The organism is Ruegeria sp. YTSC106 (genome assembly GCF_059609765.1).
This window is the reverse complement of sequence record NZ_JBXWMI010000028.1, coordinates 1-21,341: the sequence shown is the minus strand read 5'-3', so window position 1 is coordinate 21,341 and position 21,341 is coordinate 1. Positions and strand designations below refer to the sequence as shown.

The 21,341-nt window shown below is 56.1% G+C and carries 19 protein-coding genes; 8 read left to right on the top strand and 11 right to left on the bottom strand.

All coding sequences use genetic code 11. The annotated features are described in order from the left end of the window. Positions 1-386: 386 nt before the first annotated feature. The 5 genes from AC2FEB_RS22365 (at position 387) to AC2FEB_RS22345 (ending at position 5,867) form a co-directional block, all read left to right on the top strand. Positions 387-1,424, top strand: a complete 1,038-nt coding sequence (locus AC2FEB_RS22365; RefSeq protein ID WP_496677198.1) for a response regulator — start codon at positions 387-389, stop codon at positions 1,422-1,424. A gap of 54 nt (positions 1,425-1,478) precedes the next feature. Continuing rightward, on the top strand, positions 1,479-1,778 hold the full coding sequence (locus AC2FEB_RS22360) for an Hpt domain-containing protein (protein WP_496677201.1): 300 nt from the start codon (positions 1,479-1,481) through the stop codon (positions 1,776-1,778). An 84-nt stretch (positions 1,779-1,862) separates the two neighbouring features. After that, complete coding sequence (locus AC2FEB_RS22355; protein WP_496677204.1) at positions 1,863-3,917, top strand: sensor histidine kinase; 2,055 nt, start codon at positions 1,863-1,865, stop codon at positions 3,915-3,917. Further along, positions 3,901-4,326, top strand: coding sequence for a response regulator (locus AC2FEB_RS22350; RefSeq protein WP_496761426.1), 426 nt, complete (start codon positions 3,901-3,903; stop codon positions 4,324-4,326). Before AC2FEB_RS22355 ends, AC2FEB_RS22350 begins: the two co-directional genes overlap by 17 nt. A gap of 170 nt (positions 4,327-4,496) precedes the next feature. Continuing rightward, complete coding sequence (locus AC2FEB_RS22345) at positions 4,497-5,867, top strand: sensor histidine kinase (protein ID WP_496677210.1); 1,371 nt, start codon at positions 4,497-4,499, stop codon at positions 5,865-5,867. 440 nt (positions 5,868-6,307) lie between these two features. On the opposite strand, the gene AC2FEB_RS22340 is transcribed toward AC2FEB_RS22345, so the two are convergent. The 11 genes from AC2FEB_RS22340 to AC2FEB_RS22290 form a co-directional block, all read right to left on the bottom strand. Further along, positions 6,308-6,715, bottom strand: a complete 408-nt coding sequence (locus tag AC2FEB_RS22340) for a hypothetical protein (protein WP_496677211.1) — start codon at positions 6,713-6,715, stop codon at positions 6,308-6,310. Beyond that, complete coding sequence (locus AC2FEB_RS22335) at positions 6,712-7,425, bottom strand: ABC transporter ATP-binding protein (protein ID WP_496677214.1); 714 nt, start codon at positions 7,423-7,425, stop codon at positions 6,712-6,714. Before AC2FEB_RS22335 ends, AC2FEB_RS22340 begins: the two co-directional genes overlap by 4 nt. A gap of 4 nt (positions 7,426-7,429) precedes the next feature. Continuing rightward, complete coding sequence (locus tag AC2FEB_RS22330; protein WP_496677217.1) at positions 7,430-8,566, bottom strand: ABC transporter permease; 1,137 nt, start codon at positions 8,564-8,566, stop codon at positions 7,430-7,432. After that, the gene (locus AC2FEB_RS22325; protein WP_496677219.1) at positions 8,563-9,717 is read right to left on the bottom strand and encodes an efflux RND transporter periplasmic adaptor subunit; all 1,155 of its coding nucleotides are present in this window, start codon (positions 9,715-9,717) and stop codon (positions 8,563-8,565) included. The genes AC2FEB_RS22330 and AC2FEB_RS22325 overlap by 4 nt, the downstream gene beginning before the upstream one ends. Next, on the bottom strand, positions 9,714-10,328 hold the full coding sequence (locus AC2FEB_RS22320; protein ID WP_496677222.1) for a TetR/AcrR family transcriptional regulator: 615 nt from the start codon (positions 10,326-10,328) through the stop codon (positions 9,714-9,716). Before AC2FEB_RS22320 ends, AC2FEB_RS22325 begins: the two co-directional genes overlap by 4 nt. Positions 10,329-10,889: 561 nt before the next feature. Further along, positions 10,890-12,515, bottom strand: a complete 1,626-nt coding sequence (locus AC2FEB_RS22315; RefSeq protein WP_496677225.1) for an ABC transporter ATP-binding protein — start codon at positions 12,513-12,515, stop codon at positions 10,890-10,892. A 2-nt stretch (positions 12,516-12,517) separates the two neighbouring features. After that, the gene (locus tag AC2FEB_RS22310; protein ID WP_496677228.1) at positions 12,518-13,348 is read right to left on the bottom strand and encodes an ABC transporter permease; all 831 of its coding nucleotides are present in this window, start codon (positions 13,346-13,348) and stop codon (positions 12,518-12,520) included. Position 13,349: 1 nt separating this feature from the next. Then, the gene (locus AC2FEB_RS22305) at positions 13,350-14,297 is read right to left on the bottom strand and encodes an ABC transporter permease (RefSeq protein WP_496677231.1); all 948 of its coding nucleotides are present in this window, start codon (positions 14,295-14,297) and stop codon (positions 13,350-13,352) included. 66 nt (positions 14,298-14,363) lie between these two features. Continuing rightward, entirely contained in the window at positions 14,364-15,923 is a 1,560-nt protein-coding gene (locus AC2FEB_RS22300) for an ABC transporter substrate-binding protein (RefSeq protein ID WP_496677233.1), read from the bottom strand. A 125-nt stretch (positions 15,924-16,048) separates the two neighbouring features. Next, positions 16,049-17,359 (bottom strand): NAD(P)/FAD-dependent oxidoreductase, encoded by a 1,311-nt coding sequence (locus AC2FEB_RS22295; protein ID WP_496677235.1) that lies wholly within the window; start codon positions 17,357-17,359, stop codon positions 16,049-16,051. Continuing rightward, positions 17,356-18,573, bottom strand: a complete 1,218-nt coding sequence (locus AC2FEB_RS22290; protein WP_496677237.1) for an aminomethyl transferase family protein — start codon at positions 18,571-18,573, stop codon at positions 17,356-17,358. Before AC2FEB_RS22290 ends, AC2FEB_RS22295 begins: the two co-directional genes overlap by 4 nt. A gap of 271 nt (positions 18,574-18,844) precedes the next feature. Between AC2FEB_RS22290 and AC2FEB_RS22285 the strand changes: the two genes are divergently transcribed. The 3 genes from AC2FEB_RS22285 to AC2FEB_RS22275 are packed head-to-tail and all read left to right on the top strand — an operon-like array spanning position 18,845 to position 21,052. Continuing rightward, a complete protein-coding gene (locus tag AC2FEB_RS22285; RefSeq protein ID WP_496677240.1) occupies positions 18,845-19,789 on the top strand; it encodes an aminotransferase class IV in 945 nt (314 codons plus the stop codon). 7 nt (positions 19,790-19,796) lie between these two features. Beyond that, positions 19,797-20,711 carry a LysR family transcriptional regulator gene (locus tag AC2FEB_RS22280; RefSeq protein ID WP_496677243.1) on the top strand — a complete coding sequence of 305 codons (915 nt, stop codon included), beginning with the start codon at positions 19,797-19,799 and terminating at the stop codon, positions 20,709-20,711. After that, a complete protein-coding gene (locus AC2FEB_RS22275; protein WP_496677246.1) occupies positions 20,708-21,052 on the top strand; it encodes a cupin domain-containing protein in 345 nt (114 codons plus the stop codon). The genes AC2FEB_RS22280 and AC2FEB_RS22275 overlap by 4 nt, the downstream gene beginning before the upstream one ends. Positions 21,053-21,341 lie beyond the last annotated feature (289 nt).

Genomic DNA, 21,341 nt, shown 5'->3' with positions numbered 1-21,341 from the left:
CTTCGGGTTCGAAACGGACTTCGGATGCGGCGCAGCATCTGCACATTGCGCAGCAAATTACCCGACAAGGACGGCCCTTTCCGGACCTTCGCCCCACACTCACGATGCTGCAGTCGCAATCCGCTTACCGGTCATTCGCTGCGATTGCGTGCTATGGCGCTGTCCAAACTCGCAGTTGCGGACAAAGTTTGCGTTCGCAATGAGTGCACGAAGTTCCGCTATGTCTTCTTCTAAGTTAATCGTGACAAGTTTCATCTGTGACTCATGCGGGGATAGCTGATCGCACTGATCTTACTCTTGCATATTTTGCACCGCTTCGTTGGAGGACGTCACACTTTAGATAGAGACCTTCAATTGGGTTTTATCCTCCTTCTTTGACAATTTGCTTGACCGGGCGGCTGGAAAGATTTTCTATCTATGCGGGAATATTTTTCTCTCAATCACCTTTTGAGCATGAAAGCAAAATGAAAATATTGGTTGTTGATGACGAGCCTATTTTTTGTGAGCTGATTTCGGCGGAACTCGCCGTCTGCGGATTTAGTAATGTTCAGGCAGTGAACTCCGGAGCCGCCGCGATCTCAGCGGTAAGAGAGACCTCTACCCCTTTCGACTGCATTTTGTTGGATATCGATATGCCCGGAATGGATGGTATTGAGCTGTGCCGTCTTCTCAGGGCCGAGCCCCGCACAACAGACATTCCCGTTGTTATGGTCACGGCGCGGTCCGAGGTCGAAAGCGTGGACAAAGCCTTTGCTGCTGGTGCGACCGATTATCTGACCAAACCCATCGATCGGCGAGAACTAAAGGGACGTATGACAATGGCTTCGGGCATGGCGCGTGAACGTGCCGCCCGCAAGGCAGTTCTGGTACAGAACACGCCGACAAATGAGCTGTCCTTCGAAGAGCCACTCAGGCTCCAGATAGATCATTCCTGCATGGATTATCTCGCACTACAGAACTATGTCCTCAAGCTTGGCGCCATGAGTTTGTTCAGTCACATTGCGATCGCGTTTCAGGTCATGAATGCGCGGCAGTTGTTTCAGACTCTCGACAGCTCGGGATTTCAGGACACAATGGCAGACATCGCCGAAGTGATCGCGGAAGCTTTGGCGATGAACGATGCGATAGTTTCCTACGTTGGTTCAGGGTATTTTGTCGCACTGGTCAAACGTGTCCCTGAAATCTCTGTCGAGACAATCGGCGATCAGATCGAAATGAAGCTTCAAACCGTAAATGACTGGTACTCCAATTTGGACCAGCTGCCCGTTCTAGTGAAGATTGGATCTCCCAGCGTCAGAGGATTTGTTAACTTGTCGTCGGCGACTGAAATACTCGATACCGCTTTGCAGAATGTAAGGGAGTCCCCAGTCGTACTGGGTGGGTATTCCGATGACGACTCAATAGTACATTTAAAGCATAGTTGAGTTTGGTGGCACGCGATGGGCGTTAGTTCTGGAAGTAAATCAGGTGCTGAACAGATGAACGAGACCCTGAGGCAACTGCGAGCCAAATTTGTCTCTTCCTGCCAAGACCGTCTGAAAAAAATTTCGACGGCTACTGAAGACTTGAATGCGGATTCTGAAAACCTTGACGCTTTGGCGCAAGTCCGGCGGGAATGCCACAAAATTGCAGGCCTGGCAGAATCTATCGGGTTTGCCGCCATCGGCGAGCTGGCTGAGAACATAGACATCAATCTCAAGCAGAACCAAGTAGCCTGGGCAGAGATCGAACCAAAGGTTCAAGAACTGATAGCATACATGAGAGACATGGAAGACTAGGCAACACGCCCTCGAAACTCTCCATTTCGGGCGCGCCGCGCCAATTAACGGCTGAAGATTGCTACCTTGTGTTGGGAAGTCGAATTGAACACACGACAAGAAACGTTGAAACAACAAAAACGAAGGCACAAGCGTAACCTATCGCTGATCTACGTGGCGATCATTCTGCTTGGCGGTCTGAGTGTCATGCTCATGGATCGGGCGATCGTTGGGCAGAAATTAGAGGCAGAGCGCGCCGCCGTGCAACGGTCACTCAATTTGACCAAGTTTCGATTGGAACGACTTATAGAAAGCTACAGCCACATGTCACGCAGCCTTGCAGTGGCTCAGCTTTTTGAAACTGAAGCGGAATTCCAGACGTTGGCCCAGATGATGCGGGATAATAATCCAAGCATCATCAATATTGCGCGTTCGCAAGATTTCATCATAACCGACGTTCATCCTTTCGAGCCGAACCAAGATCTTCTTGGGTACGATTACCGCGACAATCCACAGCAACTGGCATCGGTGCAACGTGCATTAGACGGTCCGGAGACCGAAATCGTCGGTCCGATGACGCTGCTTCAGGGTGGGCAGGGTCTTTTACTACGAAATGCCCAACCCGGGGCGGACAATGTCGTCGGCCACATTGTTCTCGATTTCAATCGTCTTCTAACAGAAGCTGGGATGGAGATCGAACCACGCGTGTTCGAGTCATCAGCACGGATTGAGGATGCTGACTCCGGGGCGCGAGTGGTTTTCGGAGTTGAATCGGTATGGTCGGAAGCACCGGTTATGGTTGATTTCGAGTTGGGTGATGAAAAACTGGAACTGGCTAAAATACCGGCTGCAGGTTGGAAAACAGACACGGCGCATCGTCCGGTCTTGATCCTCACCACTGCCGTGCTGGTCGTGATAGCTCTGTTCGGCGTCAATTATGCGCGGCGGCTGATCATGGAACGGGCAAAAGCCAGACGGCAGCTAGTGGATGCTATCGAGGCAATCCCTGACGGGTTCGTCATTTTTGACCGGCAAGATAGATTGGTTCTGTGCAACCAAAGATACCGTGATTTTTTCAAAGCTTCTAGCAACGTTATTGTACCCGGGGCGACCTTTGAAACCATCCTTCGCGATGAGGTGGCGCAAGGCCAGTACCCTGAGGCAAAAGGACATGAGGAGGAGTGGATAAGAAAACGCCTTGAACTTCACGCCAATCCCAACGCGCAATCTGAAATTGGGCTTGCGGATGGAAGCTGGCTCAAAGTCTCGGAATCCCAAACCAGTAATGGTAGTACGGTTGGGATCCGAACTGACGTCACGGAACTAAAAAAAGCACTGCGTACGGCGGAAGAAGCGGTAGGTGCAAAAACCGAGTTCATCAACAACATGAACCATGAATTGCGGGCACCACTGGCCGTCGTTATGGGCTATATCGCATTTCTACGTAAAGTTGAGCTATTCCCACAATATCAGGCATTACGTGATGCTATTGGCACGGATCGCAATCTAGTGCGATTGTTGGACGGATTCACAGGAGTAATCGTCCAGCACGCTACAAAGTCGGAAGCATCCGGTAACCATCTGCTTGGGCTGGTTAATTCAGTTCTGGATTGGGCCAAGCTTGGCTCGGGCACTGTCGAATTGAACATTGAATCCGTGCAGCTCGACAAGCTTCTGACCGAACTGGGAGAAGAGCTAGGCCCTGCAGCAGAGGAAAAAGGGCTTCGGTTGGAGGTTCAGGCCGCGCCAGTTTCGATTGAGGGAGACCCGTTGCGCTTGAGGCAGATTTTTGTAAACCTGCTCAACAACGCGTTAAAATTCACCGATAAAGGGTTTGTCGCGGTTTCCGTCGTCCAGACTGCGGACGAGGTTTGGGTCTCGGTAAAGGATAGTGGACCCGGCATTCCAGATGATAAGTTGAACCTTATTTTTGATCGGTTTGCCCAGGCTGGTACAAACCGGAAAGGTCAGATGGGGACGGGTCTTGGCCTTGCTATTACCAGAGATCTCGTCCAACTGCACGGCGGACAGATTTCGGTTTCCAGCACTTATGGCGAAGGTAGCACGTTTCTGGTGACATTCGAGAAAGATGCGCTTTCTTCCAGAAACTCGAACGATAAGCCCACCAGAGAATCCTGCGCAATTGAAGTTGGCGCTTAGCCAGTGTGAGCAAAAGGCATTTACAATGAGTCTATTGAGGAAAGTGGTGCATGTCGACGACGACGACGACATTCTAACAATCACCCGTATGTCGTTGGAGCTTGTCGGCGAATTTGAAGTCACCCAATTCAGTTCCGCGAAAGATGCACTGAGTAATCTGGCAGGTCTTCAACCTGATCTTTTCCTTCTGGATGTGATGATGCCAGACATGGATGGTCCTGAGCTACTTGGTGAGTTGCGAAAACGTCCTGAATTCCGGGACACGCCAGTTGTGTTTATGACAGCAAAGGCTGAAGCCAACCTTCAGAATGCGCCGCTCAGCGAGGGTGCATTGGCCTATATAACCAAGCCGTTCGATCCATTTGCGCTTCCCGAACAACTGAAGTCTCTGCTTGATAAAGAGGCTTGAGATTTAGTTGCACACCTGCGGCGTCGAAAATCCACACACCGTATCAACTGTTGGCGGAAGGAGATGAACTTTTGCTATTCCCAAGCGAGGTTTATCTACCATAAAGTGTATTCTAAAGCAGGGGTGGTGCCTATTTGGAGTGCGCGAATTGGGGAGATGGGAGCTTGGACTTGAGCAGCCCGCCTAAAGTTGGAAAGGGTGGAGCAGCAGGCAATGAAACGTCGCACTTGATGCGGCATATGAAAGACTATTGCCAGGTTGGATTAGACTTAACCTGGCAGAGGTTTCTTATTTTTGCAGCTGCGCTTGCGCTTGCGGCCTTCTACTATGATGCAAAATTCGCCGGCATCATTTTGGTGTTGGTTATCGCATCGGAGTTTTATGATTATTGGCTTTTTCACAAGATAGCTGGGTGTAAAGACACAGATCATGAAGCGGCCAAGCGTCTTCTTCCCTTATTGTATCTTAGCACGTTGTTCAGCACATCGTTGATCATCGCCTACTCAGTTGGCATTGCCTTTATCCAGGGGCCTACATCTCATTTCATGGCGTCATTCTTTCTTTTCGCGGCAGCCCTTTTTGCAGCGATGCACAGCCACTACATCCTACAGGTTCTGGTAATGCGACTTCTGTGCTTCGGAGCCGCATTTCTTTTCATTCCGATCAGGGATATCATAATCACCGGTGCGCCTGTTCAATCGGAGCTTTGGGCGCATCTGTTCACCAGCATCTTCGTTCTCACATTTATTGTCGACAGTTCGCTGGGCTACCTAAGAATCTATCGCGAACGTGTCGCGCAATACGATTTGCTTCAAGAAGAGCATGAGAAATCCAAAGTCGCGTATAAAGCCAAATCTGAATTCATATCAACAATGAGCCATGAACTCAGGACGCCACTGACCTCATTGCGGGGTTCAGTTGATCTCGCACGGTCAGGTAAATTGGGCGAGTTACCGGAAAAGGTGTCGGAGGTTCTAAATGTTGCTCATCGCAACTGTATTAGACTCCTGAAGCTTGTGGACGAGATTCTAGACCTTCAAAGTGTCGAATCCGGCCGAATGACATACTCGCATGAGTGTCTGGATATATGTCAGGTCGTTTCGGACACCATTGCGGACACCAGTGTTATTGCTTCAGACAATGATGTGTCCATACGAACTGTTCTACCAAATCAAGTGATACTAGTGCATGGTGACAAGCAAAGACTTCAGCAAGTTTTTGCAAATGTCTTGTCGAACGCCATCAAATTCTCAACGGCCAGAGGCGAAGTTCTGGTTTCCATGGCTGTTGAAGATGTCCGGGTAAAAATCCTGTTCCGAGATGAAGGGATTGGCCTGTCCGAAGAAGACCATGAAAAGGTATTTGACCGTTTCACGCAGATCGATTCATCGGATACCCGCAAAATCGGTGGCACCGGATTAGGCATGAATATATCCCGTCAAATCATGTATGCTCATAACGGCAGCATCAGTTACGTAAAAAACGAAGGGCCAGGGACAACATTCATCGTCGAATTGGATCGAGCCGTTCTAAGCACTTGAATTAATGACCCCATTACGGAAGGTAAAAAATGCTCGTGTTACCCACGGCTAAGAGATGCTGTTGACTAAATCGTATCGATATTATTGCACCGTAGGTCATCACAGCTAAGCTGTCATTTGCCACATACGCAGCACTGGTACTAGGGCTCTTTAAAGACTTCGGGGCAGCCGCAGCAATGCCCCTGCCCGGCTAAAAACTAACTAAGCAAACGGCCCATTGCCGACATTGACCGTGGCTTCAGGTTGCCGCGGAGCGGCCTGTCAAACCGATTGTTCGCTGCAGGCGCAAAAACTGTGGCTGGCCAAACTCACACACGCGGGACACTGCTAATGCCCGTTTGTCCTAAGCGGTGAACTCCCCAGCGGCATGTCGTAAGGAAGAGTTTCAGGCGGTTTTGGCGTTGCTTACCGTTGACGCGCTATTTCGCAGGCTGTCCTTTTCAGGATCGGGGCGCCCGCCAGATATGCATCCAAGCCACGACAGAAATAACCAACCAGACACCCGTGCGCAGCGTCATCGCCCCAACAGTGCGCATCTCATAGGCGTTGCCTTGCAGCACGTGAGAGCCGAAGGCCAGGAAAACCAGAACGGTGGCAACCAGAATGCCTATCGATATCCAGACCGCTGGCCGGTGCCGCAGAAACAGCCCAATACCAGCCACGACATAGGCGAATCCCGCCAGAAAGTTGAACCACAGCACGAAGGGCACCGCATTGCCGACAGCGGCACGCGCTTCCTCGCTACCGAACAAGGCCCGCCCGCCTGAGAAAACGGTCAATGCGCCGAACACTATTGCCACGCTTGCTGCTATGTTCAGGGTGCGGTTGCCAGAGTTTACATTTTTCATGTCACGTCCCCTCCCTCTCCATCAAGCTGGCCGTCGCGAAGGTGGAACAGCTTGTCAAACCGGTCATAAATCTTTTCGTCATGCGTCACTGCGATAATGCAGGCGTCTTGCTCAGCTGCCAGCTTGCGCATCAGGTCCATCACGATCCCGGCCCGCTTGCTGTCGAGCGCCGCAGTTGGCTCATCTGCCAGAATAATGCGCGGGCTGTTGGCAAGCGCGCGTGCGATGGCCACACGTTGCGCCTCACCTCCAGACAGAAGCGCAGGCATCGCATCCTTGCGGTGACCGACCTCCAGATAGTCCAGCAGTTCGATAGCGCGCCTTTGCGCCTCAGCCGTTGATTTTCCAGCCAGTTTCAGCACCAGCGCAACGTTATCTTTGGCGTCGAGAAATGGCAGAAGATTATGGAACTGAAAGATAAACCCGATCTTGTCGAGCCGGAGCTTACGCAGATCGTCTCGCAGCCATTGGTTGTCGTAAACCACCTCATCGTCCAGCGTAACTTTGCCCGCACTCGGAGCAATGATGCAGCCAATGGCATTCAGAAGCGTCGTTTTACCCGATCCCGACGGACCAAGTAGCGCCACCACTTCGCCCGCCCGGACTGACAGATCAACATCCTTCAGAGCGTCGACGCGAGTATCGCCCTCGCCAAAGTGTTTGGAGACATTAGTGACATCTACAATCACGCGGCGTGGATCATTGAGCATGACGTCACCCTCCGATTGCCGTGGCTGGATCGACCTTGAGTGCGGCACGCACGCCAAGGCCGCTGGCGACGATGCAGACTAAGAGGATGATCCCTGCTAGCGCGGCGGCGTTGATCGGCTCCAACACCACCCGACGGGGGAAGTAGTCCTTGACGAGCAGGATAAGGATCAGACCAAAACTCCAGCCAACCGCACCAAGTGCAATGGATTGCTGCACGATCAGCCCGACGATCGTGCGGTCAGGCGCGCCGATCAGTTTGAGCGTGGCAATCTGCTTCAGCTTTTCCATGGTCATTGTGTAGATAATCAGCGCGATCACAACGGCTGAAACGGACAATAGGATGCCCAGAAACAAACCTATCTGACGCTTTGCACGGTCCACCACAGACATCAGCAAGATAGACTCCTGATCGGCTTGTGTCAGGGCCCCAAGGTGTTTCCACTGCCGCACCGTCTGCTCCACTGCATGCGGGTCAGCATTCGGCTCAAGCCTTGCGATCACAGCTGCAACACTGTCCTGACTTTCGAGCAACCCTGCGCCTCGCGCCTCCTGAACGCGTTGCGCCGACGGGGCCAGTTGCGTCTGCAGCACTTGCGCATCGCGCAGGGTGATAAACGCTGCCGGATCACCGGCGGAATTCATCGTATCCTCGACCAACCCGACCACAGTGAAAGGATCGCGGCCCAGTCGGATCACATCGCCTACGGACAATCCGGATTTGGCATCGGCCACGATCTCGAAATGGGACTGGCTGATCCCGCGCCCAGCCGAGATTGCTTCGGGTCCACCGGGATGACCTAGCTCGTATCCGATCACGTAAAGGCGTAGCCTTTCACCGCGATAGGGCGCCTCGACGGTCTGGTAGCTGATGCTGCCCGCTTCGGCCACACCATGCAATCGCACCACGGCATCACGGGTGCCGTCGGGAATTTTGGAGACTTCTGCAAACGGCCCCTTTGTACCTGATTCAACAATCCAAAGATCTGCCTGCGGTGCTTTGACGATGTTCAGCGCGTCCGCGACCAGCCCATTGTAAATACCGATCATTGCCAACACCACCGCCATCAGAAGGCTGAGGCCGAGGCAAGTCAGCACGAAGCGGAACAGATTATGGCGCACATCGCGGTAGGCGAGGTTCATGGCGCATCCCTCTCGGCAACCCGAACCATGCGTCCCTCAGACAACCCTTTAACGGGTGCCACAATGAGCTGCGCGCCGTCGGCAATACCACTGACCAGCTCGACCCGCGCATCCTCGGTCCGGTGACCGAAGACTGCGGATACCTGATGCGCACGCCCATCCTGTGCGACCCAGATACGACCTTCATGCCCATCAAACCCGGTTACGGCGATCTCTGGAACCAACAACGCATCGGTCAGCTCTGTCACCGTGATCCAAATTTCGGCCTGTTCGCCGAGAAAAACCTGTTCCGGGCACCGGTTGCACGCAATCCAGACCCGGCGCTCTTCGTTCACCCGATCGCTTTCAATACCGATCCGCGCGATCTTACCCGTGAAGACCTGATGCGGCAGAGACCGCAACCGCACTTCGGCAACCTGTCCGAGTCGCAGAGGTCCGGCACGCTCTTCATCAATATAGGCCAATGCCCAGACAGTATTCGGGTCCATAAGGGTAAAGATAGGTTCACCAGCGATAACAACGGTACCTGCTTCGACATGGCGCTCAACGACGACCGCGTCAAATGGTGCCCGCAACACATGATGATCGAGCAGCACGAGTTCGTATTGCAGGGCTGCCTCGGCGTCCTTGTGCATGGACTTGGCTACCTCAACATCACTTTCTGCGACGGCCAGATCGGCCGCTGCAACATCGACATCACGCTGCGCCTCTTCTGCAGTCTGAGTCGAGACGGCATTGCGCCCGGCAAGTTCCTGCTGGCGCACATTTGTCGATTGCCGCTGCGCCAGAATGGCGCGGGCGCGGATCACGTTTGCCTCGGCCTTGCCCAGGGTGGCCTCTGCGGCGGCAAACCCCGCCTTGGCGCGCGCGATTTTTGCTTGTTGTTCCGTAGGATGAAGCCGAGCAAGGACCTGCCCCGCTTCGATCGCATCGCCACTATCGACCGAAAGTTCGGTCAGCGCGGCTCCAACTTCAAATCCGACATCCGAGACGATCCGTGCTTCGACCGTACCCAGCCCATAAACGCGCACAGGGACACTCTTTTCAATGGCGGCGGTGGAAACACTGATCGGGCGCTCTGTTAGGACAAACCAGCCAAAGACTGCGAGGGCGACAACAAGGGTTACACCCAGAAGGATACGGCGGTTCATGGCGAAACCTCCGTACTTGCTATTCGGAACAGCCGCATCTGAGCGTCGAGCAATCGGCGTCCTTCGGATTCCAATGCGAAACTGCGCTTTCCCAAAGTCCAACGGATCGCCAGCCCCTGCACCAGCGAGACCAACAATAGCGCCCCGTCTTCTGGTGGTAGGTCTGTGTCGAACAGGCCCGCTTTCTGTCCCTTGGTCAATTCAATGGCCAGCGAGGCGACCAATTCGGTCATCAGTGCAAGAACGGATTGGCGCAGATCGTCGTTTTCTACCTGTAACTCACGCGAGAATAGGATGGACGGGATGGCCGGCATTGTCTCGATCTGGTGCAATTGCGCCAAGATCAACGCCCTTATCCGGGCTGTCGGATCGTCGGATGTCTTCAGCGCATCAGCCCACGCGGTCTTGAGGCGGTCAGAAATCCCCGCAGCCACCGCCAGCCATAAATCCTGCTTGGTCGCGAAATGCCGGAAGATTGCGGGCTGCGTCAACCCTACTGCATCAGCAACCGACTGCGTGGTCAGGCGATCCGGGCCCAACTCATCCGCGAGACGCAGCATTGCCTGTACGATCTCGGTCTTGCGTTCATCTGCGGGCTTACGAGCAGGCATTGTGCACCGGTTTGTTAGTGATTACTCACTAACTACTTAGGGCGAGATGCACTTACCGTCAAGCGCATCTGCAGTTGATTGCGGCATAGGGGATCGAAAATGGTCGCATGGCACTCTCTAGTAGCGAGGAGATCGATAGGAAACAGCAGAGAGAGCCTTATGACTGCGCAACACCTATAATCGACCTTCATGAAAATGCGGTATCAAATAGTTTGGGCTAAAAGCAGAAATCGGAGCCAACGCGACATTGAGCCAGAAACCTGTATTCCTGGCGACGTGGGCGGCCCAGAGCCGACATCCAACTTAGTGCCTTGGTGCTACAGTCGCGCCCACAAAGCCGCCGTTCGCCGCACCTACTCGATTTTGGTCATAGCCGAGGTCTTGAGCGCGGACAAAGCTGGCTTTCGCTGCTATTGTTCCGAAGGCCGTTTTGGTGCCGTTGCGGACTTTCACCTTGGATCGCCTCAGCCAGACTGTATATGACGCACGCAGTCCATGTCCCTTCGGTGATCAGATTTTCAGAGAGGCGGGCAGATGTTCGTCTTCGTAAGTCTAGTCCACCTAGTCCGGCACAACACCCGCGCGTTGCTCCAACACTTTGTCCAGCCAGTCGGGGTCGAGTTCGGGAACGGAGGACAAGAGCAGTTCGGTATATGCGTCGTGGGGCGGAGCGAAGAATTGGTCCTTCGGTCCCGCTTCAACGATCATTCCGCGCTGCATCACCACCACATCATCGGCGATGGCACGCACGGTAGACAAATCATGGGTGATGAACATGTATGTCAGGTCCAGCTCGTCGCACAGTCGATCGAGCAGGCGCAGGATACCTTCAGCAACAAGCTGATCAAGGGCTGAGGTTACCTCGTCGCAAATCACCAGTTTGGGTTCTGCAGCAAGCGCGCGGGCAATACCGATGCGTTGCTTTTGACCGCCTGAGAGTTCGGCAGGATACCGATCGATATAGGTCGCGGGATCCAGCTCAATCAATTCGAGCAGTTCGGCGACCCGCGCATCGCGCGCGCGGCCCTTCAATCCCAGGAAGTGCTGTATCGGCCAACCCAAGATCTCGCGGATACGCTGCTTGGGGTTCAGTGCTGTATCGGCCATCTGATAGATCATCTGAACCTGGCGGGAGAGAGACTTGTCACGGGACTTGTAGGTGGGCGGCAAGGGGGTACCATCCAGATGCACTTCGCCCGACAGGGGCGGCAGCAGCCCGGAGATGACTCGCGCGACTGTCGACTTTCCTGACCCACTTTCCCCGACAACAGCCACCGTGCGGTTCTTGTGAATGTCAAAGGACACGTCGTGCAAAACGGGGTCTGACGCGTAGGCTGCGGTGATGTTCCTGATGGAAATGACCGGCGTTGCCTCTGGTGCCGGTGCGGGCCGTTCGGGCCGTGCAAAGTTGCGCACTGCCCAGAGCGATTTAGTGTAGTCTTCCCTTGGATGTGCCAGCATTTCCCGGGTCTCTAACTCCTCGACCTCGCGCCCGCGCAGAAGCACCTTGATGCGGTCTGCCATCTGAGCGACCACGGCCAAGTCATGGGTGATGTAGATGGCGGCGGTGCCGAACTTTTCGGCCATGTCGCGCATCACAGCCAGCACCTCTACTTGCGTTGTAACATCCAATGCTGTGGTGGGTTCGTCGAAGATTATCAAATCCGGGCGACAGGCCATGGCCATGGCCGTCATTGCCCGCTGAAGCTGCCCGCCCGAGACCTGGTGTGGATATCGAAACCCGATGTGCGCGGGATCGGGGAGCAGCACGCGTTCATAAAGGTCGACCGCGTCTCGCTCGGCCTCCGCGCGGGACATGACGCCGTGCAGGACCGGGCCCTCGCAATACTGGTCCATCAGCTTGTGCGCGGGATTGAAGCTGGCCGCGGCGGACTGCGCCACATAGGCTATCCGCTTGCCGCGATAGCGGCGCAGCTTGGAACGGGAGAGCGTGCGCAGGTCGGTTCCGTCGAACACGATCTTGCCCCCCGAGATGCGACATCCGTCGCGCGCAAATCCCATGGCCGCCAGTCCGATTGTGGATTTGCCGGCACCGGATTCTCCGATCAGGCCCAGCACCTCCCCCTTGTTCAAGCTCAAATCGATCCCGTGCACGATCGGTGTCCATTCATCGTCGATGCGGGCTTCGATCTTCAGACCTTCGATGTTCAAATGCGGCTGGGTCATCTTCAATCCTTCAACCCGCTGGAGAGCTGCAACATCCAGTCAACGATCAGGTTGACGCCAATCGTCAGCGCAGCGATGGCAAAGGCGGGGATGAGCGGCGTGATGTCGCCAAAGGCAATGAGTGAAGCGTTCTCGCGCACCATGGAGCCCCAGTCAGCCAAAGGTGGCTGGATGCCGAGGCCCAGAAACGACAGCGCGGAGATCGCGAGAAAGACAAAGCAAAAGCGCAGCCCGAACTCGGCCGCCAGCGGGGCCATGGCGTTGGGCAGGATCTCCCGCGTGATCAGCCGCCAGACTCCGTCCCCCCGCACGCGCGCGGCCTCGATATAGTCCATAACGACGATGTTCATTGATACGGCGCGCGCCAGCCGGAACACACGTGTGCTGTCCACCAATGCGATAATCAGAATGAGGTTCAGGATAGAGGTGCCGAAGATCGTGAGCAGCAACAGCTTGAAGATCAGGGCCGGGATTGCCATCAGCACATCCACGCCTCGGCTGAGAACCTGATCGACCCAGCCCCCGGTCAGCGCGGCGAAAATGCCAAAGGTCGTCCCGACAAGGAAGGTGAGTATGGTGGTCAGAAAGGCGATACCAACAGTGTTGCGCGCGCCATAGATGATCCGGCTGAGCATGTCGCGCCCAACGCTGTCAGTGCCCAGAAGATGTTGTTCGCTCCAGGTTTCAAACTGGGCACCCACCAGCGCGCGTTCGCCGTAAGGTGCGATCAGCGGTGCGAAGATCGCAACGAGGATGTAGGTTAGGACGATTGCAATGCCGACCAGCGCACTGACGGGTGCGCGTTTCACATGATATGTGGCCCGGGCGATCATGCTATTTCCGATGCAGAATGCGAGGATTGGACAGGGTCGACAGAACATCAGCACTCAGGTTAACCAGCACGTATACGACGGCAAAGAAGAGGCTCGCGGCCTGAACGACGGGCAGGTCTCTGCGCGAAACGGAATCGACCAGCAGCTTGCCCAGCCCCGGATAGGCAAACACCGTCTCAACCACCACGACGCCGGTGATCAGGTAGGCAAGGTTCAACGCGATGACGTTGATGATCGGAGCCAACGCATTGGGCAGGGCGTGCTTGGAAATAACGCGTGATTGCGGAACCCCCTTGAGGCGCGCCATCTCAATGTAGGGGGATGCCAGCAGGTTCACGATGGAGGCCCGCGTCATCCGCAGCATATGTGCCGATACGACCAGTGTGAGCGACAGCGCCGGCAGGAACATCATATGCAGACGTTCGAAAAAGCCGGTGTCGGGGGCCACGTTGGCAATGGCCGGGAACCAGCCGCCCTGCGCCAGCAGGAAGACCAGCAGATAGGCCATCAGGAACTCAGGCACCGACACCGCCGCGAGGGCGGACATGTTGGCGAGGCGATCAAAGATGGTATTGCGGAACATCGCGCTAAGCACACCCAGCGACACGGCGATGGGCACAGCGATGACCGCAGCGTAAAGCGCCAGCAGCAGCGTGTTTCCCAGACGCGACAGGATTAGCTCCGAGATCGGCCGACTGCTTGATAGCGAAAGGCCCAGATCGCCGGTGGCAATACCGCCCAACCAGTACAGATACCGCATAGTGGCCGGATCGTTCAGGTTCAGCTGAGTGCGCAGGGCCGCCAGGCTTTCGGGCGTGGCGGCCTGACCCAAGAACGCTTGGGCGAAATCGCCCGGCAACAGCTCGACCGAGAAGAACACGATCAACGAAACAAGGAAGAGCGTCAGCAGACCCAGCCACAGTCGATGAGCGATCATGCGCCAGATCATGCTATCCTCCCATCCCCGTGCCGGTGCGACAGTGCGCACCGGTGCGTTGCTTCTAGGGATTCTGGCTCAGCTTTTGAGCCAGACGCGCTCCGCGACACGACAGCCATACATTTCCTGCACTGAGTCGCTTTCCATACCTGCCACGTCTTCTCCATAGGCGTCCAGAACCGAGGGGAAGGCAAAAACCGAGGAGCCGCCCGTGGCATGGTGGATCGCTTGCATTTCCCAATAGAGCTCGCGCCGCCGTTCTGTGTCGGTGGCTACCTTGGCCTCGGCCAGCAGGTTTTCGAAGGTGGGATCGCACCAGCCGCTTTCGTTCCAACCACTGTCGCAGGTGAAGGCAAGGCCGAACATCATTGCAGGCGTGGGCCGAACGCTCCAGCGCACCATGACAAAAGGTTTCTGCCGCCAGACGTTGGTCCAATAGCCATCCGCAGGTTCATTCACCACGTTGATGTTGATGCCTGCGTCCCGCGCCCGCTCCTGGATCGTGACGGAGGCGTCAAGCGCGCCGGAATAGACCAGCTGCGATGTGTGCAGATCGATATCAAGGCTGTCCATCCCGGCCTCTTTAAGGTGGAATTTGGCCTTGTCGGGATCATAACTGTACTGCGACAATTCGGGGTTCAGCCATGGGCTGTTGGGTGGCACGGGGTGGTCGTTACCGATTGCACCGAATCCTGACAACGTGTTCTTGACGATCTCGTCACGCGGCAGGGCGTGTTTCATGGCAAGGCGGGCGTTGTTGTCAGCAAATTTGTCGTTGCCGGTGGCCATAGCGAGGGTGAAGAACTTGGCGCCCACACCTTCCACGATCTCGATCCCGCCCCGGCCCTGCAACCGGCTGACGACGCGCTGTTCGACCTGGTTGATTGCGTTGACCTGGCCGCTCATCAGCGCGTTCACCCGCGCCGCGCCATCATCGACAAAGGTGAATTCGACGCTGTCGACCCATGCGCGGTCTGCTTTCCAATAGTCTGGATTGCGCCGGGCAATAAGGCGCACCCCGGGCTCAAAGCTTTCAAGGATATAGCCGCCTGTCCCTACGAAGTTGGAGAAATCTTCGGTACCTTCCGGCACGATCACCAGTTGCCATTGCGACATGATCACGTCGATGTCTGCATTGCCGCTGGACAGTTCCACGACGACGTTCCGATCACCATCGGCCGTGATCGAGGTGACCTCTGACATCAGCGCTTTGATCGGCGACGTGGTCTCCTCACCAATATGGCGGCTTAACGACCAGACCACATCGGCGGGCGTCAGAGATTTGCCGTTGTGAAAGGTGATGCCCTCGCGCAGGGTAAAGACCCAGCGGCTGGCGTCGTCGGACACCTCCCAGCTTTCGGCAAGCTCGGGCACCGGGTTTTTGTTACTGTCGAGTTCCACCAGGCAGTTGCCTAATGTCACGCCAGCCATGAACATCGGCACCGAACTGTAGCTCAGCGGATCAAGACTGTCGTTGGAGTTGCCGCCCGCAAGGCCCAGTTTGAGCGTTCCACCTTTCGAAGGCGCGGCTTTGGCGCGGTGGGGGAGAATGAGGGTACTGAGGCCGAGGGCACCAGCCCCGGCAAGGACTGCGCGTCTGGAAACACCCGAAAGCGCGCTTTGGTCTGACTTAATCATATTCATTCCTCCCAATTCGTTTCTGGTAGTACCATATTTTTTTGGCACCTTTGATTACCCTCGACGATCCGCGAAGGGCTCTCATCGGGCAAGAGAATATTCCTGTTGTTAAAGTGAGGTTTGCCTCAACTGACCAGATCGATGACCCGGAAAGCTGCGTCGCCCACACCGACATAAAGCCGACTGAACATAGGCATCGGCACGGCGTTCATTGGCTTCAACAGATCATCAGGCCAGTCCTGTGGTATCTCGCACAGCCGGTTCGCGGCATAGGCCCCAAACTGCGCACCAAGGGCGAGCCCCCGCCCAGCATATCCGTTCAACGCCAGCACGCCGGGTTGGATTTCCTCCATATGGGGCTGGAAATCCATGGCGATGCTGATGCGGCCAAACCAGCGGTGTTCGACCTTTGCCCCCCGCAATTGCGGGAAGACCTTGGAAAGGGCATGTTCCATCGCGCGGTACGGACGCAATCCACTTGGTGTGCGCATCGGCCCACGCCCACCGAGCATGACACGCCCGTCTGGCGTGCGGCGGAAGTAGTTCAGCACGCGGCGCGAATCCGCTGCCGCCTGTCCTCCGGGCAAAATGGTGCTGAGCGTCTCCTCCGGCAGTCGTTCGGTTGCAACGATGCAAGATGTGGGGTTGAGAAAACTGTTCGCGAGCTTGGGAAAACGATGGTCCGAGTATGCATTCAATGCCAGCAGAACCTTGTCTGAGCGGACCGATCCGTCCTGCGTTTCCACCTCGGTCGCGCCGTCGCGGTGGGTAACACGCATGACAGCAGTGCCTTCACGTATCTGCGCGCCCACCTTTTGCGCCGCGCGCGCAAGTCCGAAGACCAGCTTGAGAGGGTTGATGTTCGCGCAGCGCTGGTCATAGAGCGCGCCACAATAGAGGTCGGACCCGATCATTTTTGCCGCTGCATTCGTGTCCAGAATGGACACACTCGCACCGCGCGCGGCCCAATCCTGTGCAGCGGCCAGCGACCGGTCGCGCGCCTTGGTCGTGTAAAAGCCAGTCACATGCCCGGCGCGGTGCAGATCGCAATCGATGCCATGCCGCGCGATTTCTGCGTATAATCTGTCCGGGCCGCCTTCGGTGAAGCGCACGAGCGCCTCGCCGCGTTCCTGCCCGAACTCGGCGATGGTCTTGCTGGGGCTGCCCTTCAGTCCTACCACAATCGAGCCACCATTGCGGCCCGACGCCCCCCATCCGATGCGCCCCTGCTCAAGCACCAGCACAGACGCGCCATTTTCCGCCGCCTGGATCGCAGCGGAGAGGCCCGTGACCCCTCCACCAACAACCGTCAGATCAACCTGCTTGGGCAGCGCCGCGCGATCCTCGATCGGGCTGGAGCCTGCGGTGCTGCGCCACAGCGTGTCGGGCCAGGTATCGAAGCTCTCGCCGTCCAAGCTGTCCCGGCGGCCCGTCATCTGTTGCGTTTGGGATCAAAGAACGGTGTTTCCACCACTTCCGCAGCCTCGGTACCAGCGCCGTTGTTGAGTGTCACCGTCAGCTTGGTGCCGGGTTCAGTCAGGCCGGGTTCTACGAACGCATGCGCGATATTGCGCTTGAGCTGCGGAGAAAAGAACGCGTGTGTGCAATAGCCGACGGTAGTGCCAGTTTCATCTGAGACCATCAGATAGTCTGGATTGAACCACGTCAGTGGTTCGCCATCAAAGATCAGACCGACCAGCTTCTGCTCCACGCCCTCTGCCTTGATCTTGCGCAACGCCGCGGCGCCGATAAAATCGCCCTTGTCCAGATCGACGTAGCGGTCGAGACCGACCTCGAAGGGGTTCACTTCTGGATCGAAATCGACCCCGTTCCACGGGATGCCAGCCTCCAGCGCGCGGATCATCGACGGTGCCGTGACCTTCAAATTGAACTCCTGACCCTCTTCCCAAAGCACGTCCCAAAGCGCATCTGCGTTCTTGATCGCATCATAGAGAAATATCTCATAGCCATATTCGGAAGAGTATCCGGTGCGCGAGACAACCACATGCAGACCGTTGAACGACGCATGGCAGCATTTGTAGAATTTCAGGTCGAGCACTTCTGGGCTCATAATGCCTTTGGACACCAGTTTCTCCATGAAGGGTCGCGCTTTGGGGCCCTGGATCTGGACGGGTGACACGTCGATCTCATTGGCGGTGCAATCCATATCGAGCCCGTAGAGAAGCCCGCGGCACCATGGCTCGGCTTCGGTGTGAGTCGACAGCCAAATCTCGTCTTCCGCCACGCGCAGCACGACAGGATCAACCAGAATATTGCCGTCTTCCATACACATCAGCGCAAACCGCGCCTGACCGACAGGCAGTTTGTCTTTCATCGCGCGCGTCGTCAGCAGGTCGCAGAACTCCAGCGCATCCGGGCCCTTTAGCTGGATCATCCGCTCGGTCGCCGCATCCCACAGCGTCACATGCTCGGTGATGTATTCGTATTCCTTGTAAAGACCGCCTTCTTCCAACGGGACGTAGCACCGCGGGCGATACATGTTGGAATGCGAAGTGTAGCTCCAGCAACCGTGGCGGTCCGATAGATGCCAGAAAGGACCCTTTCGCGTCTTCGGATGGATCATGAATTCTGGCGTGACCTTGCCCCCGCCGCTTTGCTGAAAGTTGTGTGGCACACGCCGTGTCTTCATTTTCGCCTCCAGAAATTCAATCTTTTCACCGAATGACGTGCCATGATCGCCGCGACATTCGACCCTCTGGAAACGAGCGTAATCGGAGTTTCAGCCGATTGCCTAACGCAGAAAATTGTCGCCCCCGTGAGATTTCCTTCACGACGCCCCGGCGCGCCTACAGCCGCAGGAAGCCTCGGCTCATCTGTTGGTGAGAAGGATTCACTCGACAAAAAAGCGGCAAATGTCCACACTCGGTGCCGATCTGTTCCCCGACTAGTAAGAGCCGAGAATGTCCGCGCAAATGAAAGACAAGACCTCCGACATTAAGTTTAGCTCTGGCTGTGCGCACGTCAGGGGCACCTATGTGCCGATTGCTGAAGCGACGGTCCCGCTGACGGATTGGGGTTTCGTCCGCTCGGACGCGACCTATGACGTCGTGTCGGTCCACAATGGGCGGTTTTTCCGGCTGGAAGACCATCTTGACCGCTTCGACGCCTCGCTCGATAAGCTTCGACTGCGGTGTCCCGTTTCGCGCGATACGCTGAAAACCATCCTTGCCATCTGCGTCGACAAGGCCGGTCTCAGAGACGCCTACGTCTCATTCACCGTCACGCGCGGGCGTAATACCAAGGGCACTCGCGATCCGCGCGATTGCGAGAACGCACTTTATGTCTTTGCGGTGCCCTATATATCCATCGCGACGCCCGAACAGCGGCAGAAGGGGTTATCGCTTCATATTACTCAGGTTGAGCGGTTCCCCGCGTCCTCATTCGATCCGAAAGTGAAAAATTACCAATGGGGCGACATGCTTCTGGGCACGATGGAAGCCTACGATCATAGTGCTGATCTGCCACTACTGCGTGCAAGCGACGACAGTATTGCCGAAGGGCCGGGCTTCAACTTCTTTGCATTGATCGACAACCAATGGCAGACCCCGGACTCAGGTGTGCTGATGGGGGTGACGCGAAAGACCGCTATGGACTTGATCACCGCAAAAGGCTGGTACGCGCGGTCGGTGCGGCTAATGGCGCGTGATCTGAGCCGGGCAGAAGAGGCTTTCATCACCTCGACAGCCGGAGGGATCATGCCCGTCACAAGGATTGATGGGCGCGAATTGGGCGACGGCGGCCCAGGTAAACAGACGCAAAGCCTCATTCTGGCCTACGACGACGCGGTCGCAAGTCCCGAGCATAGCATTGCGGTATCTGACCTTCTGACCCTATCGCCTGCGTGACGCCCCCATGAGGACACGCCTTCCGACAATCGCCTCTCTGCAGACATTTGAAGCGGTCGCACGGCATGGCAGCTTCGTCGGGGCGGCAGACGAACGTGCGGTAACGGCATCGGCGGTCAGCCACCAGATCGCAGATCTGGAACAGCTTTTGGAATTGCGTCTGTTCGAACGCACGGCACGCGGCATCGTGCTCACGCGCGCCGGTGAATTTTATCTGGGTAGTGTTCGTGGCGTGTTGTCGTCTCTGTCGGCCGCGACTTCGGCGGTAAAGCAAGAAGGCGGCACTTTGATCGCGATCCGAACCTACGGCAGCGTAATCAACCATCTTCTGCTGCCGCTTCTGGCTGATTTCCTTACCGAATTTCCCGACGTCAATGTTGTGCTTCGAAACCCCGGTCGGGATCAGAGGTTCGTCATGGATCAGCCAGAACTTTTTATAATGTATGGCCGTCCCGACGAAATAGATGGTGATATCGTCCCAATCGCGAGCAGCGCCTTGGTTCCGGTTTGTACCGAAGGCTATCTTCGAAACGCAGCGCCGCTCACCGCGCCCGCCGAGATCAAGGATCACCGCATCATCCGCAACAACGAGTGGCTGGACGACTGGGAAGAATGGCTGCAGCACGCGGGCAGCCCACCGCAATTGCTCGGCCATGGATTGGTATTGCCCACCCGGGATGCCTGCGTAGCCGCGATGGAAGCCGGTCTTGGTATCGCACTTGTCCCGCGCTTTCTTGCTGATGTGTTCGCCAAGCGGGATGGCATGGTCATCCCCTTTGAGCACGAATTGCCGACCGCCGATATCCACCTTGTCGTGCCCGCGATCCTCAATGGTCAAATCGAGGTCGATGCCTTTTGCAACTGGCTCTTGGACAGGACAGTCGATCTGCGGCCCCCCCAGATGAAAGAAACGACAATATGACACTTCACAAATTGCAAGATCCCGGAACCGCAATCAAAGGCGGCCCGGAGCCAGGCAGGATCCTTGAGGGCACGCCCGTCTGGACCACGGCGAAGCTGTACGAAAGTGCAGAGGGTGCCATGGCTGCGGGGGTCTGGACGTCCACGGTCGGCAAGTGGCGTGTCGATATCGCGCGATGGGAATACATGATCCTGACGGAAGGCCGATGCGTTCTGACCCCGGACGGAGGTGAACCGATATCGCTGGGCGTGGGCGACAGCATGGTCATCGAACCAGGGTTCGTAGGCACGTGGGAAGTCACAGAACCTATGTCAAAACGATATTTTGCGCGTTACCGTTAGAGGCTCTTCACATCGCAATGTCCTTCGCAATCCTGTAAGATGATGGAATGGCAGCAGTTCCTTCGTGCCATACTCGGTCTTCGCACAGGACAAGGAAGATTTCGGTAAGCTCAGCAATTCCGCACTTTGTCCAAACCCGGATCGTGAACGACGAGCAAGGGCGCATTATGCCGCCGTCCCTTAGTCGGCTATCACCTCAATCGGTTAGTGCTGGCTTTGTCGCAAAATTTGGCGTAGTTCAAAGCTATCGTTTTGACTGGCCGCTATTATCCAGCGAGCTCTGCAAATT

Excerpts from the sequence above, each read along its gene's own strand:
- AC2FEB_RS22295 (WP_496677235.1), bottom strand. The coding sequence starts at position 17,359 with ATGACGGGCCGCCGGGACAGCTTGGACGGCGAGAGCTTCGATACCTGG.
- AC2FEB_RS22320 (WP_496677222.1), bottom strand. The coding sequence starts at position 10,328 with ATGCCTGCTCGTAAGCCCGCAGATGAACGCAAGACCGAGATCGTACAG.
- AC2FEB_RS22340 (WP_496677211.1), bottom strand. The coding sequence starts at position 6,715 with ATGAAAAATGTAAACTCTGGCAACCGCACCCTGAACATAGCAGCAAGC.
- AC2FEB_RS22290 (WP_496677237.1), bottom strand. The coding sequence starts at position 18,573 with ATGAAGACACGGCGTGTGCCACACAACTTTCAGCAAAGCGGCGGGGGC.
- AC2FEB_RS22275 (WP_496677246.1), top strand. The coding sequence starts at position 20,708 with ATGACACTTCACAAATTGCAAGATCCCGGAACCGCAATCAAAGGCGGC.
- AC2FEB_RS22310 (WP_496677228.1), bottom strand. The coding sequence starts at position 13,348 with ATGATCGCCCGGGCCACATATCATGTGAAACGCGCACCCGTCAGTGCG.
- AC2FEB_RS22315 (WP_496677225.1), bottom strand. The coding sequence starts at position 12,515 with ATGACCCAGCCGCATTTGAACATCGAAGGTCTGAAGATCGAAGCCCGC.
- AC2FEB_RS22305 (WP_496677231.1), bottom strand. The coding sequence starts at position 14,297 with ATGATCTGGCGCATGATCGCTCATCGACTGTGGCTGGGTCTGCTGACG.
- AC2FEB_RS22360 (WP_496677201.1), top strand. The coding sequence starts at position 1,479 with ATGAACGAGACCCTGAGGCAACTGCGAGCCAAATTTGTCTCTTCCTGC.
- AC2FEB_RS22300 (WP_496677233.1), bottom strand. The coding sequence starts at position 15,923 with ATGATTAAGTCAGACCAAAGCGCGCTTTCGGGTGTTTCCAGACGCGCA.
- AC2FEB_RS22330 (WP_496677217.1), bottom strand. The coding sequence starts at position 8,566 with ATGAACCTCGCCTACCGCGATGTGCGCCATAATCTGTTCCGCTTCGTG.
- AC2FEB_RS22285 (WP_496677240.1), top strand. The coding sequence starts at position 18,845 with ATGTCCGCGCAAATGAAAGACAAGACCTCCGACATTAAGTTTAGCTCT.
- AC2FEB_RS22280 (WP_496677243.1), top strand. The coding sequence starts at position 19,797 with ATGAGGACACGCCTTCCGACAATCGCCTCTCTGCAGACATTTGAAGCG.
- AC2FEB_RS22325 (WP_496677219.1), bottom strand. The coding sequence starts at position 9,717 with ATGAACCGCCGTATCCTTCTGGGTGTAACCCTTGTTGTCGCCCTCGCA.
- AC2FEB_RS22335 (WP_496677214.1), bottom strand. The coding sequence starts at position 7,425 with ATGCTCAATGATCCACGCCGCGTGATTGTAGATGTCACTAATGTCTCC.